This is a genomic window from Collinsella sp. HCP3S3_D1 (assembly GCF_052064015.1).
GTDB lineage: Bacteria > Actinomycetota > Coriobacteriia > Coriobacteriales > Coriobacteriaceae > Collinsella.
This window is the reverse complement of record NZ_JBQHWK010000005.1, coordinates 83,649-101,303: the sequence shown is the minus strand read 5'-3', so window position 1 is coordinate 101,303 and position 17,655 is coordinate 83,649. Positions and strand designations below refer to the sequence as shown.

Annotated in this window: 14 protein-coding genes; 3 read left to right on the top strand and 11 right to left on the bottom strand. The window is 61.0% G+C overall.

Annotation, left to right across the window (positions count from 1 at the left end; all coding sequences use genetic code 11):
• Positions 1-2: 2 nt before the first annotated feature.
• From ACTNDJ_RS02695 to ACTNDJ_RS02665, 7 genes are all read right to left on the bottom strand, one after another.
• Entirely contained in the window at positions 3-644 is a 642-nt protein-coding gene (locus tag ACTNDJ_RS02695; RefSeq protein WP_441064132.1) for a type II secretion system F family protein, read from the bottom strand.
• Entirely contained in the window at positions 641-1,567 is a 927-nt protein-coding gene (locus ACTNDJ_RS02690; protein WP_441064134.1) for a type II secretion system F family protein, read from the bottom strand. The genes ACTNDJ_RS02695 and ACTNDJ_RS02690 overlap by 4 nt, the downstream gene beginning before the upstream one ends.
• On the bottom strand, positions 1,540-2,868 hold the full coding sequence (locus ACTNDJ_RS02685) for a CpaF family protein (protein ID WP_441064135.1): 1,329 nt from the start codon (positions 2,866-2,868) through the stop codon (positions 1,540-1,542). Before ACTNDJ_RS02685 ends, ACTNDJ_RS02690 begins: the two co-directional genes overlap by 28 nt.
• On the bottom strand, positions 2,865-4,502 hold the full coding sequence (locus ACTNDJ_RS02680; RefSeq protein ID WP_441064136.1) for an AAA family ATPase: 1,638 nt from the start codon (positions 4,500-4,502) through the stop codon (positions 2,865-2,867). The genes ACTNDJ_RS02685 and ACTNDJ_RS02680 overlap by 4 nt, the downstream gene beginning before the upstream one ends.
• A complete protein-coding gene (gene cpaB / locus ACTNDJ_RS02675; protein WP_441064137.1) occupies positions 4,502-5,161 on the bottom strand; it encodes a Flp pilus assembly protein CpaB in 660 nt (219 codons plus the stop codon). Before cpaB ends, ACTNDJ_RS02680 begins: the two co-directional genes overlap by 1 nt.
• Before the next feature lie 257 nt (positions 5,162-5,418).
• On the bottom strand, positions 5,419-6,372 hold the full coding sequence (gene rsgA / locus ACTNDJ_RS02670) for a ribosome small subunit-dependent GTPase A (RefSeq protein WP_441015710.1): 954 nt from the start codon (positions 6,370-6,372) through the stop codon (positions 5,419-5,421).
• Between the two features lie 511 nt (positions 6,373-6,883).
• Positions 6,884-9,565, bottom strand: a complete 2,682-nt coding sequence (locus tag ACTNDJ_RS02665; protein WP_441064138.1) for a cation-translocating P-type ATPase — start codon at positions 9,563-9,565, stop codon at positions 6,884-6,886.
• A 442-nt stretch (positions 9,566-10,007) separates the two neighbouring features.
• Between ACTNDJ_RS02665 and pyk the strand changes: the two genes are divergently transcribed.
• From pyk to ACTNDJ_RS02650, 3 genes are all read left to right on the top strand, one after another.
• Positions 10,008-11,468, top strand: coding sequence for a pyruvate kinase (gene pyk / locus ACTNDJ_RS02660; protein WP_427793920.1), 1,461 nt, complete (start codon positions 10,008-10,010; stop codon positions 11,466-11,468).
• A 745-nt stretch (positions 11,469-12,213) separates the two neighbouring features.
• Positions 12,214-12,654, top strand: a complete 441-nt coding sequence (locus ACTNDJ_RS02655; protein WP_079268190.1) for a GNAT family N-acetyltransferase — start codon at positions 12,214-12,216, stop codon at positions 12,652-12,654.
• A 380-nt stretch (positions 12,655-13,034) separates the two neighbouring features.
• Positions 13,035-13,772, top strand: a complete 738-nt coding sequence (locus ACTNDJ_RS02650) for a hypothetical protein (RefSeq protein WP_441063984.1) — start codon at positions 13,035-13,037, stop codon at positions 13,770-13,772.
• Here the strand turns inward: ACTNDJ_RS02650 and ACTNDJ_RS02645 are convergent.
• The 4 genes from ACTNDJ_RS02645 to cbiM form a co-directional block, all read right to left on the bottom strand.
• Positions 13,769-14,617, bottom strand: a complete 849-nt coding sequence (locus ACTNDJ_RS02645; protein ID WP_427795218.1) for a hypothetical protein — start codon at positions 14,615-14,617, stop codon at positions 13,769-13,771. The two genes, ACTNDJ_RS02650 and ACTNDJ_RS02645, sit on opposite strands and share 4 nt — an antisense overlap.
• A gap of 79 nt (positions 14,618-14,696) precedes the next feature.
• Positions 14,697-15,467 carry an energy-coupling factor ABC transporter ATP-binding protein gene (locus ACTNDJ_RS02640; protein ID WP_441056586.1) on the bottom strand — a complete coding sequence of 257 codons (771 nt, stop codon included), beginning with the start codon at positions 15,465-15,467 and terminating at the stop codon, positions 14,697-14,699.
• A 44-nt stretch (positions 15,468-15,511) separates the two neighbouring features.
• Positions 15,512-16,348, bottom strand: coding sequence for an energy-coupling factor transporter transmembrane component T family protein (locus ACTNDJ_RS02635; protein ID WP_441056584.1), 837 nt, complete (start codon positions 16,346-16,348; stop codon positions 15,512-15,514).
• Positions 16,326-17,411, bottom strand: coding sequence for a cobalt transporter CbiM (cbiM, locus tag ACTNDJ_RS02630; protein WP_441083268.1), 1,086 nt, complete (start codon positions 17,409-17,411; stop codon positions 16,326-16,328). Before cbiM ends, ACTNDJ_RS02635 begins: the two co-directional genes overlap by 23 nt.
• Between the last annotated feature and the right edge of the window lie 244 nt (positions 17,412-17,655).

The following is a 17,655-nucleotide window of genomic DNA, read 5'->3' as shown; positions in this document are numbered from 1 at the left end:
CCCTACATCATCCCGCCTGCTCCCAGCAGCGGGCCCAATATGGATAACAGCAGTGCCGGCAAGATGAGCGTGCCAGTGGGAATCAGCAGCTTGACGGGCGCTCGTTCAATCTCGCGCTCGACCGCGGCACGATGGGCGGCGCGGATCTCGCGACTTTGGGCAGCAAGGGTCTCGGCAAGCGGGGCACCCAGGGCGAGCGCTTGACCCACCGTAATGGCAAAGGTCTCGAGCGCCCGCACGTCCAGGTCCTGCGCGGCCGCCAACAACTCGTCCTCGCGCGCTCCCACGCCCACCTGCCACGCCATGCATGCCCGTTCAAGCCGAACAGTCAGCGCCGATCGACGATTGGCGCAAAAGATCTCGAGCGCCGCATCGAACGAAAGGCCGGCGGAAAGCCCCAGGCGCACCACATCAATCATCTCGGACACCTCACCGAGCGAAACCTGCGCTGAGTTGTCCACGCCAAATGCGCCCCTCACCCACGCAATAGCGGCATCGATCACCGAATGGGCCGCAGCAACGACTAGCACCGCCTCGCCCCTGAAAATCTCCATGGTCTTGCGCACATCCGAGCGCTCCAGGCCCGTCGCGACAAATACGCCGAAGGCGCACAGGCAAGCCGTGGCGGCAACCAGGGCGCTCACAGCTCCACCCGCATAATGCGCCGGATAACCACCAGGGCGACGCCGTTAAGGGCAAGCCCCAGAACCACGGCACCGGCGCCTACCGGCGTTGCGAGACCGTAGCGAAAATCTGCCGAAAGCAGGGCCAGCACCGCGCACATACCCGCCGGCATCGCCGCGACCATATGCGCCGACATGCGCGCCTGCGACGTTTTGACATCCAGGCGGCGCTTGAGCTCGATACGCTCCCCCACCATGCTCGACGCCTCGGACAGCAGATCGGCAAGCGGGGCACCGGTCCGCTGCGACACCTTGAGCGCCAACGTGACAAGCGAAAGCCCGGGGGCGTCGATGCGGACAAGCAGGTCGTCGAGCGCATCGGCAGCCGAAATGCCGCAGTCGATCGCCGCCGCTACCCGCAGAAACTCGGTATGCACCGGCTCTTGCGCGTGAGCGCCCACAAACCGCATGCCCTGGGCCAGCGAATGTCCCGAGGCAAGCGACATGGAAAGTGCCGTAAAGGCCTCGGGCATGGCTTCCTCCACATCGCGCTGCTCGCGTCGGTGGTCAAAGACGTCGCGTGCGGCGCCCGCGGCAAAGGGCGCAACCGCTCCCAAAACAAAGCCGATGGGCGATAGCGACACCACGGCAAGCGCAAGGCAGCAGACGCCACTCGATAGCAACAGGAACGCTAAGCGTGAAGCATCATCCTCAACGACAAGACCGATGCGGCGCACGGGAGCCAACGATGCCCACGAACGGGCGATCTTTTTCAGCAGATCGTTTTCCACCAGCTCACGTGGCAGCTTCTCTGCCGCCGTCTCGAGCGTCTGGCGCACCAGCTCCGCCGGCGGCACCCTCGGCACATGAGGCTCCACTCCGCATACCGTCGCGACCGAAAACCCGGCAAGGCCCCCTACGACGAGGGGCACAACGACCTCCATTCGTCCACCTCCTCCTGTGTAAGCGTTCCCGAGCGCAAGCCCTCTGCGATAAACGGCGGCTCGCGGTTGAGGGTCCAGGTGCGCTCGGCGGCATCGAAGGTCACGTAGCGCTCGAGTTCCACGCCACCCGACGCGCCGCGTCGCACCCCCGAATAGGAGGACACAAAACGCCGGCCGTCCGCATGGCGCTCGGACATCACGATGCCGTCGAGCGCCATAGCGATTTGTTCCTCGATAAGCTCGCTCGGCAGATCGATGCCATAGCGCGCAAGCAGCGTCAAACGCACCACGGTCTCTTGCTCGGTGCCCGCATGAAGCGTGGTGAGCGACCCATCGTGCCCGGTGTTCATGGCCTGCAGCATGTCGCAACATTCCGCACCGCGTACCTCACCCACCACAATACGGTCGGGACGCATACGCAGGGCGTTGGTCACCAGGTCGCGGATTGTCACCGCACCCTCACCCTCAATTGAAGCCTCGCGCGCCTCCAGGCGAACCACATGCGGGTGATGCGCGAACTTGAGCTCGGCGGAATCCTCGATCGTCACGATGCGCTCGCCGGTAGATATCTCGCACGATAGCGCGTTGAGCAGCGTAGTCTTGCCCGACCCCGTACCGCCCGCAACCGCCAAATCTTGGCGCAGCGACACCGCACACGAAAGCAGTTGCGCATACCAAAGCGGCAGCGACCCCAGGCCCACAAGCTCGTCCAACGAACAGATGCGATCCGAGAACTTGCGGATAGTGAGGATCGGCCCATCGATCGCCACGGGCGGAATCACCGCGTTGACGCGATAACCTGTCTTGAGGCGGGCGTTGACGATGGGACTGCGCTCGTCGATACGCCTGCCCAGCGGTGAGATGATGCGGTCGATGAGCACGCGAATCTGCTCGTCATCCTCAAACGCATGCTCGATGGGGTATAAGACCCCGCCGCGCTCAAAGAAAGCCGAGCGGCAACCGTTGACCATAATCTCGGTGACGGTGTCGTCCTCGATGAGCGGCTGCAGCGGGCCCAAGCCCACCACGTCATCCAAGATCTCGTTGATGATGGTCTCACGCTCGGGCGTCGCCAGGTCGGTCGGTTCTTCCACGTTGAGTGCCGCCTCCACCGCAGGACGCAATTCCGAGCGGGCAAGAACCGGATCGATGTAGGCACTGATGCGTGCCACCTCGTCGTAGCCCACGCGGTCCATCACGGCCCGCTTGGTGCGGCGCTTGACCGCACGGTGCCGTCCCACATCGACAGGTGCCGTCGCCGCTGCCGCACCGGCTGCTTTAATTCTCGTTTGCAGGCTCATCGGCAATCACCCTCACGCGACCAGGGAAGGCGGATGCGCGGGCGTTCGGTGCGTGTTGCACGGTCGGCGACCATATCGCTCCAAGGGCCGACGGCGCACCCCAGTTCCACGAGCATCTCACGCGTGGCCTCGCGCACGCTGGTCGCGAAAGCGCTGGTCTGCCCCACTGCCTCGTCAGCGCGCCCAAACGCCATGAGCGCGGCGAGATCCTGCCCGCCATCGGCGATACGAATCTTGGAGCTCAACGCACAGGCAATCTCAAAGCGCATGGCGACATCCTCGTCCGCCCCACGCGCGCCAAATCGGTTGAATACGGCGCTCATGCGCGTGCGCGGCACGCCCACACGGCTCGCCAGCTCAATGACGCGCGCTGCAGACGTCGCGGAAGAAACTGCCGCATCACCCACGACAAGGCAACGGTCGCACGCTGCCACCGCAGCCGCCACGGCATCGCCCCAAAAGACCGAGGTATCGATAAGGACCACGTCGGACTCACGACGCAAGATGTCGAGCAGCAGCTCTACCGGACGCGCCATGAGCTCGGCGCGCTCGGGCGCTGCGACAGGCCCCCAAAGCGTAACGCCTGGGGCAACGCGCATCGATGCAGCGACCACGTCTTGCTCCGCAGGTGCGCCCGCGACCGACGGCTCGATAAGTGTCGCCATGTCATGCGGGGCATCGGCGCCCAGCAAGTCGTAGAGATTTCCAAACATTAGGTCCAAATCGAGTACGGCAGCTCGCAGACCCAGCAACGAAGCGGCATGCGCCATCGTGGCGACAATCGTCGATTTGCCACATCCGCCCGATCCCGAGACGGCGCAGATGACCGGAGCTCGATGCGACGTCGACGCAGTGTCTGCCAGCGGTGCAGGGGCTGACGACGTGGGCGGCAACGTCCCCGTCTCGCCAGCCGCACCCAAGTGCTGCGTCCACGCCGGCACGGCAGGCTGCTCAAACTGTAGGGGCGGAACTGGGGATTCCGCTGTCACGTCGACGTGCGGGCCATCACCCGCGACAAGGCCCTCGACCTCATCGAGTCCATCGGCCAGGCTCACGCCGTGCACGTATCCCATATCTACGGCCAGGAGGTCTTCGCCATACGGCACCGACGCTCCGACGTCACCACATGCAAGGGGGCCCGGGGGGCGCCGAACATGCTCGGCTTCCGCTTTCCCATAGTCATCAACACGCGGGCCTCTTGTAGCGCGAGGCGCCCCGGGTTCCCTATCAACAAAAACATCGGGCTCAGGCGACACGCCCCAATCGGAATCAACCGCTCCCTCGCCCACATGTCCGCTGCCGCATATGCTGTGCGCAGCGATGACCTCGGTCGCCCCCGCGCGAAACAGCCCCTCTATATCCGACGGATCGAGCGCCTCTATCAACACGACGACGCGGCTCACGCGTCCTTCGGCAGTCAGGCGCGCAACGGTCTCTCGCACATCTTTAGTATCAAACAGGGATGCCGCGATAATGGCAGCGCCACGGCGCGAAGGAAACGCCCGAGCCATAGACACCAACCCGTCTAGGTCGCCCACGCGAAGCACCTGCGCGCCCGCATCGCGGCCCTCGACTTCCTGCTGCAGCAGTCCGTAATCGCCACACGCGCAGCACGCAAGCCAGATCGCTTTCATCACTCGTCGCCTCCGCTCTTTTTGCCGCGTGCCGTGGCGGGAATCGTCAAGCTGACCGTTCCCTTGCCCGAGGCTCCCAGCAATTCCTTGACGTCTTTGGGGTCGGCCGCCAGCGTCACCCACTCGACCTTGCCTTCGCGCGTGGCACCGGCCTCGTCGCTGGTATCGATCACATACGCGCCGCACAGCCGATCGGTCACGCCGTCTTTTTGCACGTACACATCCACGTAGCTGCCCACGCCTGCGGCTCCGCCCACCGAATGCTCGGCATCGACCGCCACCGAAACGGCAACCTTGCCCTTGGGCACCTCGAGCGTATGGCTCTCGGCTTTGGTGTAGGCATCGCAGACCACGGCATTTTTGGGAATACGCGAGGTCGTCACGTCGCCACGCACCTGGCGCAGGTCGGTCGCCGCATCGCGCGGCAGCAGGCTCGCGAGCCACTCTTGGGTTACGACATTGGTCTCGTCGAGGGTCTCACCCACATCGATATCACGTGCGGCAACGCAAACTTCGACGCGATCGCCGCCGTATTTGGCCAAGGTTTCGGCCTGGGCCTGCTCAGCCCGCGAACGAACCGATGATCCGTAAACCATGCAGAGTGCCGCGGCGAGCACGCCCGCTGCCAGGCTGATGGCGATGCGCTTGCTCTTGTTCACGGCAGCTCCTCTCAAGACAGCACTGGGCGGATGGGATGCCCGTACCACTATTGTCCGAGCGGCCAAGCAACAAAACAGCGCGATCACCATCTTGGTTTTAAGTGTCAAACCAATTACCAGCCAAGAGCTGACCAACCCGTCAAGCCCGCGGCAAGGTTTTGGTCAGCGCGTCGGCAAAACGCTTATTTAAGGGCGCATCGCCAGTAAAAAAGCCGCCTCCCGCACAGTTGGAAGACGGCTGTCATAGATAAATTCAATTACAGATGGACATCGGGATCGAGCATTTGGGCACTCACACGCATGGATGACGCCAAGTTTTGGAACGTTTCCAGGCGCAGGCCATCGATCTGCCCGGCATCGGCGGCATCGCGAACGGCGCAGCCCGGTTCGTGGGTATGCGTGCAGTCGCCAAACCGACACGCACGCGACGCCTCGACGATCTCGGGGAAGGCACGCGCCAGGCCCCGCTCGTGACCAACGAGTGGCAAACTGCGCAGGCCCGGAGCGTCGGCAATGACGCCGGCGTCGCCCGGCAGCGCCACCATCACGCGCGCGACCGTGGTATGGCGGCCTTGGTCGTCGCGCTCGCGCACGCCACCGGTAGCCAGCGCATCGTGGCCCAGCAGCGCATTGAGCAGCGTCGACTTTCCGGCCCCCGACTCACCCAGGATCATGGCGCACGTTCCCGCCGGAACACAGGCGCGCACCTCATCCAAACCACGGCCTTCGGCAGAGGACGTCACGATAACGCGCACGTCCGGGCCCACCAGACGGCGCACGCGATCCAGATCGCGCTCGAGTTCCGCGGCCTCGCAGCGGTCGGCCTTGGTAAGCACCACCACCGGCTCGGCATCGCAGTCGAGCGCCAACACCAGCGAGCGCGCCACGCGGTCGAGCAGCACTTCACCGGCGCCAAGTGCCTGCACGATCAGCACGCTATCCACGTTGGAACAAAGCACCTGACGCTCGCCGCGGGCGCGGCCACGCCAACGCTCAAAACTCGTGCGTCGCGGCAGGACGCATTCGATTACGCCCATGTCGTGCCCGGGCGCACGACGCACCGCCACACGGTCGCCCACAGCCGGCAGCAGTACCTCGTCCTCGCCGCGCGACTTGGCAAACCCCACGGCATGCTCGGCACGAAAGGTATCGTCGGCCGTCACCACCAGCGGAAACCCGCGATCCAAGCGCACCACGGCGCCCAGTTGCATCTGCTCGGGCTCCTCGGCTTGGGCGCAAAAATCGTCAAATGCCGCCTGCTGAGCCGCGGCGACCGGCAGATCGCCAAACGCCGGAACATCCTGCAGCGCATCGAGTCCCGGCACGCTCGCCAGCAGCTCCTCGGCAGACGCGGGGGCTTCGGTCGCAAGCTTCCGACGACGGTCACGCTTGGCCCGCGCCCCCGTCGTCTTTTTCTTCGCCTTAGCCCTAGCCTTGCCCACAAGCGCCTCCCAGCACCACAAATCACAACTGAGCAGGTATTTTAAATCAAAAGGAGCTGGCCGGGCAAAGCCCTAACTCAAAAAGAGCCGGTCGAGCAAACGCTCGACCGGCTCACAAACTTTCCCTCAGCCCTTTATCATCCGCGCGGGAGAAAAGCCAGCAAGGATGCCGCAGGGCCCGCCCGCCGGGAGGGGTTTCCTAAGGGCACATCCCGCAGCCGCAAAGCGGCGAGGACGTGCCCGTGGAAACCCCGCAGGCGGTCGGGCCCGGACAGGAACGTTACTCTTTTTCGACCGCGCGCATGATCGCCTTGTAGATCTCCATCAGCGGAATGATCAGGAAGGCAAGGCCCAGCGCGGCGATAACGCCCTTGAGCTCAAGCGTCACGGGGCCAAAGAACATCTCGGCAAGCGTCGGCTGCACGGTTACGATCACCGTCAGCACCAGCGCCAGCGCGGCAGAGGCCCACAGCCACTTGTTTTGCTTCTTCATCTTAAACAGCGACGTGCGGCGGCTGCGCATGTTAAAGCAGTGGAAGATCTCGACCATGTTGAGCGTGATGAAGGCCATCATCACGCCTTCCTCGTCGGCGACGCCGGCGATCATATCGGAGATGTGGATGTAGCCCATGTCAAAGTACACGCCCACAAAGAAGCTCGCCAGCACCAGCGCGGCAATGATCAAGCCCTGGACCACGCAGTCCAGACCCATATTGCCGGCAAAGACACCGTCCTTGGCGTTGCGCGGCTTGCGCCTCATGATGTCGCCCTCGGCATCCTCCATGCCCAGCGCGAGCGCGGGGAAGCAGTCGGTGACCAGGTTCACCCACAGCAGCTGCACCGGCTGGAAGATGGTAAAGCCGATGAGCGTGGCGATAAACACCGAGAACACCTCGGCAAGGTTGGCCGAAAGCAGGAACTGGATGACCTTGCGGATGTTGTCGTAGATGCGGCGACCCTCTTCGCAGGCACCGATGATGGTGGCGAAGTTGTCGTCGGCAAGCACCATGTCGGCGACGTTCTTGGTAACGTCGGTACCGGTGATGCCCATGCCAACGCCGATGTCGGCACGCTTGATGGACGGGGCGTCGTTGACGCCGTCGCCCGTCATGGCCACGATCTGGTCGCGCGACTTCCAAGCCTCGACGATACGGGTCTTGTGCTCGGGCTGGACGCGGGCGTACACGCCGTAGTCCTCGATGTGCGCGTCGAGTTCCTCGTCGCTCATGCGATCGAGGTCGGCACCGGTGATGGCATGGCTGCGATCGGTGACGATACCCAGCTGCTTGGCGATGGCCACGGCGGTGTCGATGTGGTCGCCCGTGATCATGACGGTGCGGATACCAGCATCGTGGGCCTCGCGGATGGCGTCGGCGACCTCGGGGCGGACCGGGTCAATCATGCCGGACAGGCCGCAGAAGACCAGGTCGTGCTCGAGCGCGGCGGGGCTGCAGTCGCTTGGGACCTCGGTGTAGGTGCGGCTTGCCAGCGCCAGCACGCGCAGGGCCTCGTCGGCCATGGCCTTGTTGGCGGCCACGAGCTCGGCACGACGCTCCTCGGTCAGGGGGACGACCTTATCGCCCTCGTAGATGTGGGTGCACAGGCCGATCACCACGTCGGGCGCGCCCTTGGTGTATTGCTCGTACTCGCCGTCCAGGGTCTCAACGACCACGGACATCATCTTGCGGCCCGAGTCAAACGGGGCCTCGCCCACGCGCGGGTGCTCGGCAGTCAGACCAGTGAGGCCCGCCTTTCCGGCATCGTTGACGAGCGCGCACTCGGTCGGCTCGCCGACGGCCTCACCCAGTTCCTCGTCCCACTGGGCATCGGAGCACAGCGCCATGCCTGCCAGGAACTTCTCCTTAGGCGCAGCGAGCTCGTGCTTGACGACGGTCATCTTATTTTGGGTAAGGGTACCGGTCTTGTCGGAGCAGATGGTCTGCGTGCAGCCGAGAGTCTCGACGGCAGAGAGCTTGCGGATAATTGCCTGGCGCTTGGCCATCTTGGTCACGCCAAGCGACAGCACGATGGTCACGACGGCGACCAGGCCCTCGGGGATGGCAGCGACGGCGAGCGAGACGGCGACCATAAAGGTGTCGAGCAGGGCAGTCGGGTCGGTAAGGACGTTGCCCACGCCGTGGCGGACGATGTCGACGCCAAAGATCACGACGCAGATGACGATCACCATAATGGTGAGGATACGGCTGAGCTCGGCGAGCTTCACCTGCAGCGGCGTGAGCTCTTCCTTGGCCTCGGCCAGGGCACCGGCGATCTTGCCCATCTCAGTATCCATGCCGGTGCCGACCACGACGGCGCGGCCACGGCCGTACACGACGGTGGAGCCCATGTAGCACATGTTCTTGCGGTCGCCGAGCGGCACGTCATCGGTGCCCGCGGCAAGCTCGATCACGTTGGCGTGCTTCTCGACCGGCACGGACTCGCCGGTGAGCGCGGCCTCTTCGATTTTCATCGTGGCGCTCTCGAGCACGCGGCAGTCGGCCGGGACGGAGTCGCCCGCCTCGAGCATGATCACGTCGCCGGGTACAAGCTCGGCGCTCGGCAGGTGCACGAGTTTGCCGTCGCGTAGAACCTTGGACTGCGCCGCGCTCATCTCCTGAAGGGCCTCGAGGGCCTCCTCGCTCTTGGCTTCCTGGACCACGCCCAGCACCGAGTTGACGATAACGACGAACATGATGATGGCGACATCGGCAAAGTCCGCCTCGCCCTTAACCATGCCCGTGAGCGCGCTGATAACGGCGGCAACGATCAACATGATGACCATGGGATCGGCCATCTGCTCAAAGAAACGCTTCCACAGCGGCGTCTTCTCGGCTTCCTCAAGCTTGTTAGGGCCTGTCTTGGCGAGGCGCGACGACGCCTCGTCGTTGCTCAGGCCGAGGTTCTCATCGACACCTTGGTCGCTGAGCACCTCCGCCGCGGCGGACAGGTATTCCTTTTGCATATAGAGTCCCCTCCTGGGATTCGGGCCACTCAGCAGATTGATGCCCGATCATAATTCCCAGGAGAAGGGCAAGGGCTCATCAAGGCTGCCGTGCTGAGCGGCAGTTGATAGTGGAGCTATGGTACCCCAAAGCGACGCGTCTAGCCAAAACAATCCATTTGGAAATATGGTCCGTATGTAACGATGCGGACCGTGTGATGCTCAATACTGATAAAACGTTTTTTCTTAGGCGCGTCGCCAAACTAAAATATCACCCAGATAGCAGCGGTTAGAGCGGTTGGTAAAGTTTTTTCATATACCGTTTTTCCCGTAAAAAATGAACTTCTAATTCGGCATACGGTCGATTTTTTGGGGTATTCGGTCGGTATTTCGTTATAATCAACTCAGTTTTATTTCTTAAGGTTTATCTATCAGCGCAAGACGATGTCAGATGGAGGTCTGAATGTACAAGCGCACTAAGATTGTATGCACCATGGGTCCCGCCTGCGATAGCGACGAGACCATCCGCGAGATGATCAAGGCGGGCATGAACGTCGCCCGTTTTAACTTCTCGCACGGCTCCTACGACGAGCACCACGGTCGCATCGAGCGCGTCCGTCGTATTTCCAAGGAGCTCGGTATGCCCGTCGGCATCCTGCTCGACACCAAGGGCCCCGAGGTCCGCACCGGTCTTCTGGTCGACGGCAAGAAGGTTGCCGTCAAGACCGGCGACAAGATCGTCGTCACCGCTCAGCCCACGTCCGAGGATTTCCACGGCACCGCTGAGCACATCTCCCTCGACTACCTGGCTCTGCCCTCCGAGGTTGAGAAGGGCTCCCTCATCCTGATCGATGACGGCCTGGTTGCTCTCGAGGTCGAGTCCGTCGACGGCCAGGACATGACCTGCGTCGTCAAGAACGACGGCCTGATCGGCGAGCGCAAGGGCGTCAACATGCCCAACGTCAACATCTCGCTGCCCGCCATCACCGAGCGCGATCGCCAGGACATCCTCTTTGGCCTGACCGAGAACATCGACTACATCGCCGCTTCCTTCATCCGTGACGGCGAATCTGTCCGCGGCATCCGCGAGCTTTGCCGCGAAAACGGCGGCGAGCACGTGACGATCTTCCCGAAGATCGAGTGCGCCCTGGGCGTCGAGAACTTCGATGAGATCCTCGAGGCTTCCGACGGCATCATGGTCGCCCGTGGCGACCTGGGCATCGAGATCAAGCCCGAGCTCGTTCCGCACATCCAGAAGGAGATCATCGCCAAGTGCAACGCGGCCTACAAGCCCGTTATCACCGCTACGCAGATGCTCGACTCCATGCAGCAGAACCCGCGCCCGACGCGCGCCGAGGTTGCCGACGTTGCTAACGCCATTTACGACGGTACCGACGCCGTCATGCTGTCCGGCGAGTCCGCTGCCGGTAAGTACCCGGTCGAGGCCGTCAAGATGCAGGCCAGCATCGCTCTCGAGACCGAGAAGTACCTCCCGGCTCACGCTCCGCTCGAGGTTCCGACCGATGCTCACGGCACCCGCGTCGTCAACAACGTTGTGGGTATGTCCGCTGTGAACATGGCCACCACCGTTGGCGCCAAGTGCATCACCGTGCCGACGACCACCGGCCGTACCGCTCGCCTGATCTCGCACTTCCGTCCCAACATGCCGATCTGCGCGTTCTCCCGCCACGAGTGGGCCGTCCAGCAGATGATCATGTACTGGGGCGTTATCCCGCACAAGGCCGAGATTACCCAGGGCACCGTCAACGGCACGATCGTCAAGGCGATCGAGACCGCTAAGGAGCTCGGCTACGTCGAGACCGGCGATTTGACCGTCGCTACCGCCGGCGATCCCCGTATGAGCGTCCAGCTTGAGGACAAGGTCTCCTCGACCAACGTCGCCTACGTCGCTCAGGTGCGCTAAATCGCACTTGCAAGCACATTTACATTAAAAAGGGCCCGGAGGCTTTGCCTTCCGGGCCCTTTTTCTGTGCGCCGATGCCTACCGCACGGCATGACACGCACCCATTTCTTTACCAAAAGCGCGAAATCCGCCCTCCGGGGCCCAAAAAATAAAGCCCCAAGCGCTAAAAGTGTTCGCCCGGTGGCAAACCCACACCTCACACAGGGCTGATAAATCGTTTTAGCAAGGTCTAAATCGACCACGTTTTCGGAAGTGCGGGGAAAAATTGCCTACCCCCGAGCACAAGCCCTTTTATTTCAACAAAACCCCTGATAAAGTTGGCTTAAATACCGCTTGTGGTTGACCTGTTTGTCTTTTTCCCCGCACTTCCGAAACCGATAGCTTTTCTAGCCCAAACTACGCTCAAACGATCGGATCGCTATGTCATTTCTTGCCTGCGGACCCACGGCTTTTCAGTACTATCGCATACCGCCCCAGATACTGGGACTCTATCCGGCAATCCTGCCGCCCGACCATGACCATCGCTTGGTGCATTACTCAAAACAACCAGTATTTAAAGACTTGCTCGGCACACCAGTCTGGAGATTCGTGGGCGAAAGAAAACAGCGCGCGAATCGGGAGCATTCGTAAAACAGTTTCAGTCCCGGCAGTAATGTCTGCCGGGACTGTTCTTGTATAAATTGAAGCCGTATGTATATGATTAAACAGACCGATAAACTTGAATAGGTCGAATAGATAATAATTTATGGAGGTTGTAATGGTAAGAATAGCAACTGTAAATGATGCGGAGCAATTAAACATCTTAAACAACGAATTTAATGGTGAGGGCGATACAAGCATAGACAATATTAGAAATTCCCTTATGAATAATAAACAGGAAGTTGTTATCGTTGCTGATGAAGATGATATGTTAGTTGGATTTGTTTGTGTTCAGCTTAAAAAATCGTTCTGCTATGATGAATATATGCCTGAAATTACAGAAGTGTATGTTAAACCAGCATACAGAAAAAGAGGCTTAGCGAGTGAGATGATTACTTTTGCAGAGGCTTATTGCAGTAAGAATTATCCACTTGACAAATATGAACTTCTAACAGGACAAGAAAATCTTGTTGCACAAACTGTATATAATAAACTTGGATATGTAGATGATAATGAACTTCATTTATCAAAAAGAGTGAAGAAGTAAGTCAAATTAAGATTTGTCGAACTGATACTAAGGGCGCACTTCTATACGGGTTAAACCCGTATGTGCGCTCTGCGAGACCGAACAGCTCGGCCCCCTGAATATCTGGGGTGCGTCACTGCGTTCCGTACAAGGGGATCCATCCCTTGCGCCGCTATGCGGCTATCCTTACATGAAAAAAGGCGTGATCACTTTCGTCACGCCTTTTGCCTATTTAACTGTCTTACGAACACCCCGCTAACGGAAAGCTATTTCATAGCCGTCTGCTAACCCAAGAGCCGCCTCCTGGGTCGTTTAGGCAGACTGAGCATGGATTTGATGTCACGTCGCCCGAGTTTACGCTGCTCAACCTTGCTACGCAGGTCTCACGCAACCAGTTACTCATGGCTTGCTACGAGATGTGCGGCTCCTTTGCAGTGTTCACGCCTTGTAAACGGGCTCAGCAGCAGCTCGATGAAGCAATTTCGCTTAAGCTCATTCCGCCCGACTGTGGTTGGAAACGTGTTGTCGACACCAAGGGCAATGACACCAACTTGTGGAAGCGCACGCCGCTTCTTTCCGCAGCGGATATCGCCGCGTTCGCCAAGCAGGCCGCAGGCCTGCGCGGCGTTAAACAACTGCGCTGGGCGGCCGAGCACATGACGGGACAGACCGCCTCGCCCTTCGAAGTACAGACCTCCATGCTTGTCTCGCTCCCCCGCAACGAGGGCGGCATGGGCATCAATATCGCAAACAACGTGCGCATCCCACTCAGCGACGCCGCGCGCTCACTGTATGACAAAACCTGCTGCTACGCCGATATCCTCATAGAGAGCAGCACCGACAGCATGGGCGTCATTCTGGAATGCCAAGGCCGCTCCGCCCATGACAGCGAAGCCGCGAGCCTCTCCGATGCCGAGCGCACCACCGCCCTCACAAGCATGGGCTATGACGTTATCCAGATAACCTATGATCAAATCAAGGACACGAAGAGCTTTAACAGCATCGCCGAGCTAATTCATAAAAAGGCGGGGCTCCCTTACGTTCCAAAATCTAAGCTGGAACTCACTGCCGCAGAAACCCTTCGGCGGGAGCTATTGGTCGATTGGGATGAACTGTTCACCGTTACGTCTGCCGGCTAGCAGCTAGCGATCAGAGGGACTGCGGGGACGTCAGAAGCGGCAACGCGGGCGGCAAAACCCGCCTCGGTTAGCTCGACGACCTCGGTAAACGTTGCGTCAAAGAACTCTTCGGTCAGCAGACGGTACGGCGGATGATCCGGATCGCCGGGGTTTTCGCGCACAATCTCGTGCATAACGCCAATGGTCTTGAGCACATACTCTTGTGGAATCGAATACTGACCAAACTGGGCCGCCGCGGTATAGAGGCGATCGGTCGCACGCGGGATAGAAACGATGCCGAGCGTCTTGCCAAACCAGTCAAAGTCTCCCTGCTTCTTAATGCGGAACTCCTCGCACGGCTTGCCGCCGCGCGCCTCGAGGTATTGGTTCACGCGCGTGTTCCACACGGTATCGGCCACCAGATGCGACCAAACGCCCAGCGTCAAATCGAGCAGCGACTGCGCCACGTCATCGGGCGCGAGCGAAAACTCGGCGGCGCCGGGGCCGTCAACCGGCTCGGCGTCTTTGTAGCGCTGCGGATAGTGCACCCGATTGAGCCTTTCACGCTCTTCGACAATCGAGGTCGCTGCAGCCGGCGCACCCGCCGGCGCACCTTTAAGCAACGGCGCCACATAGGTGTCCCAAAACTCATGCTCGCGTGGCTTAGGAATGGGCTCGGGCTTGGCAAAGTGCGTGATGCGATACGGGATGGGGTCGGCAATACCGGGAACCATGTACCCCACAAAAATGTCCGGAACCACGCTGCCAAACAAAAAGGCATTGCGGTCGCGCACGTTATCGGCAAGCGCGCCGGCACGCGCCAGAAGTCGTTCCGTCTGAGCGATATGAATATTCCAACTTGGCATAGCCACCCCCGTAAAAATCCGGATAACTATACCATTCGCAGCAAGTCACGTGCGCGGCCGCAACCCCACTATGCGGCAACTATTCTGCTGCACCGTTTTCGGTTCCATATGATGGCACGGGAGCCCCGACCACGTGGTGATATCGATCGATATAAATCGCACGGGCCCCAAGACGTCGTACTAAATCCTGATGATGCGTGCTCATCAAGACCGTCTTACCGGCAGCAACATAGGCCAGTAGAAAGTTGACCACGATGTCGCAAGAGTCCTCGTCAAGTCCGTTGGTAGGCTCGTCGAGCACCAGAATATCGGGGTTCATCGACACGACGGCAGCCAGCGCCACACGCTTCTTTTGCCCGCCCGAAAGCTGATAGGGCGAGGCATCGACCAGATCGGCAACCTGAAACAGCTCCATGGCATCACGGACGCGGCGCCCGAGCTCGTCCGCCGAAAGCCCCATTTGAGCCGGGCCAAACGCGACCTCCTCGCCGACCGTGGCGCAAAAGAGCTGTGCATCGGCGTTTTGGAACACGAAGCCCACGCGCTGATGGAACCGCTGGGCCGTCGCGGAATCCTTGAGATATGCCGCATCGACCACATGTCCATCAAACAGGTACGTACCCGCATCCGCAAGCTCAAGGCCGTTGATAAGCCGCATGATCGTCGTCTTGCCGCAGCCGTTGGGTCCAAGCAGAGCAACCAGCTCACCGCGATTAACCTGCAGCGACACGCCATCGACCACCGTATGGCCCGCATAGGAAAACACCACGTCGTGAAACTCGATGAGCGGCGTGGCCTTGGCGCCGGCAGCACCGCTCGCACCCATCGCACCATTTGTATCGTTTGCCAAAACGTCGCCCTTCCCTATTCACATCGACGGCTTGACCGCCCGCGCTACAGCACCGCGCACAACACGGCGAGCAGCACCACAACGGCCGCATAGACCGCGTCGCGCCAGCCAAATCCGTTCCGTGCAGGCGCCGGATATGCGCCGGCAAAACCGCGGCAAAGCATAGCCTCGTCCATCGCGCGGCTGCATTCCATCGCCTTGATAAAGGTCATGCCCATGATACCCGCGATCGAATCGGTACGCGAAAATCCTGCAGGCGCACGGCCAACGCTGCGCAGCAAGACTGATTCGCACAGGTCGTGCGCCGTGCGACCCAGCACCTCGATGTGTTTGAGCGCCATATCAAACGTAAAGATAACCTCGTCGGGCAGGTGCAGCATCTTAAGCGCCGCCGACATGCGACTCCAGGTAAGCGTCCACGAAACGCCCAGCACCAATGACACATTAACAAAGGTCTTGAGCGCAATCTTGAGCATGGCGTCCGTGGCAGAAGCACCCAGCAGCAGGGCAGGAAGCGCCAAAACCACGGCAAACCCCGCGGCAGCCAACGCCGGCACAAAGGTCGCGTGCAGCCCGCGTGCGGGGCGAACCGCAACGAGCACCAACGCGATCGCTGTCATCAGCATCAAGTACAGCGGGCTCTGCGTCAGGCATACGCACAGGACGCAGACGAACATCCCCACCAAACGCACTGGCGCCGAAACGGAAGAAAGGGCGCGGTCGATAATCGACCCGCCCTTATGCACGCCGCCACCTAGGCGAACCCGCTCAAGCAGGCTCGCCAGGTGCAGGACATTCTTTTGCATCACACGATGCCGAGCCCCCGCGGGCTCATAACGCTGCTCGGCCGCAAGCCAGCTAGGCAGCTCGACCGTCGCCATGGGCTCCGCTTTCCTTGACCGTTAGCGAGACCAGACGGAATGCGATGGTGAGCACCGCCACGCCAATCACGCCCGAAAGAATATACATCGCGGCCTGGCCGGCAAAGCCAAGGCCCTGCTCCTCGGAATAGGCCTGCAGATAATCGCCCGTGGGCAGGGCATCGGCAAAGGTCGGGGTATCGAGACCGACCGAAGTCTGCAGACTGTCGTCACCAGCCTCCTGAACGGCGGTCGCGGCGCCCTCAGCGTCCCACTCGCCCCAGGCGTCACCGGTGGCCAGCAAGCCGAGCGGCGTGGCCACGACAAGCACGGCGACCAGGATGAGCGTGGGAACCAGCGAGGTCTTCTTGGCAGTAGCGCCCTCGGCAGCAAACTGGCCATCGGCGGCCTCGGGCCCGACGATAACACTCGGCGCCGTCTTCTTAATGAAACCGTAGATGGCGGCCGTCGCCACGCCCTCGACCACGCCGGCTACCAACATGTGCGGGATCATCATGGCCGGAATGGCAATAGAGAGCGGGAAGGGGCAGTACAGCGGCGCGCCCGAAGCGTTGGTAAAGAACATCGGCTGAATACCAAACTCGATCGCCGTGCACAGGGCCGCCAGGCACAGGCCGACCCAACCGCTTACGACGGCCGAAACCGAGGTGCCCCAGCTCTTGTCGTGCAAACGGCTGTTGAGCGCACGGAACACGATAGCGGCGGCAAACGGCAGCACGAAGGCCATGTTAAAGCAGTTGGCGCCAAAGGACAGGATGCCGCCGTCGCCAAACAGCAGCGCCTGCAGCGCCAGCGCGACCGAAACCGCGATGGCCGCGGCCTCCGGGCCCAGCAGCAGCGCGATGAGCGCGCCGCCGACGGCGTGACCCGTGGTACCGCCGGGCAGCGGCACGTTGAACATCATGAGCAAGAAAGAGAATGCGGCGCAGATACCCAGGAACGCCATGTGCTCGCGGTCGAGCGTGGCGCGCACCTTTTTGATGCAGTGAACCCAAACGGGCACCATCGCCACTGCCATGAGGACATCGGTCTGCGGGGACAGATAATTATCTGGAATGTGCATGTACGCCTCCCGGTTATCGGCGCACAGAATTACAACGCCGCTTAAATCACCTTGCCAGTGTTACGTATTGTCAGATTCGTAACACGCCACGGGCTATCATAGCAAAACGGCGCACTGCCGACAAAGCAGTACGCCGTTATGCAATGCGCGTGTCATATATGCAGGCTCAGCAGCGCCTTATACCGAGGATAGCAGTCACGTAAGGCTCGGCATCAGCCACCGCTGACCCATACCCCAGTGCAGG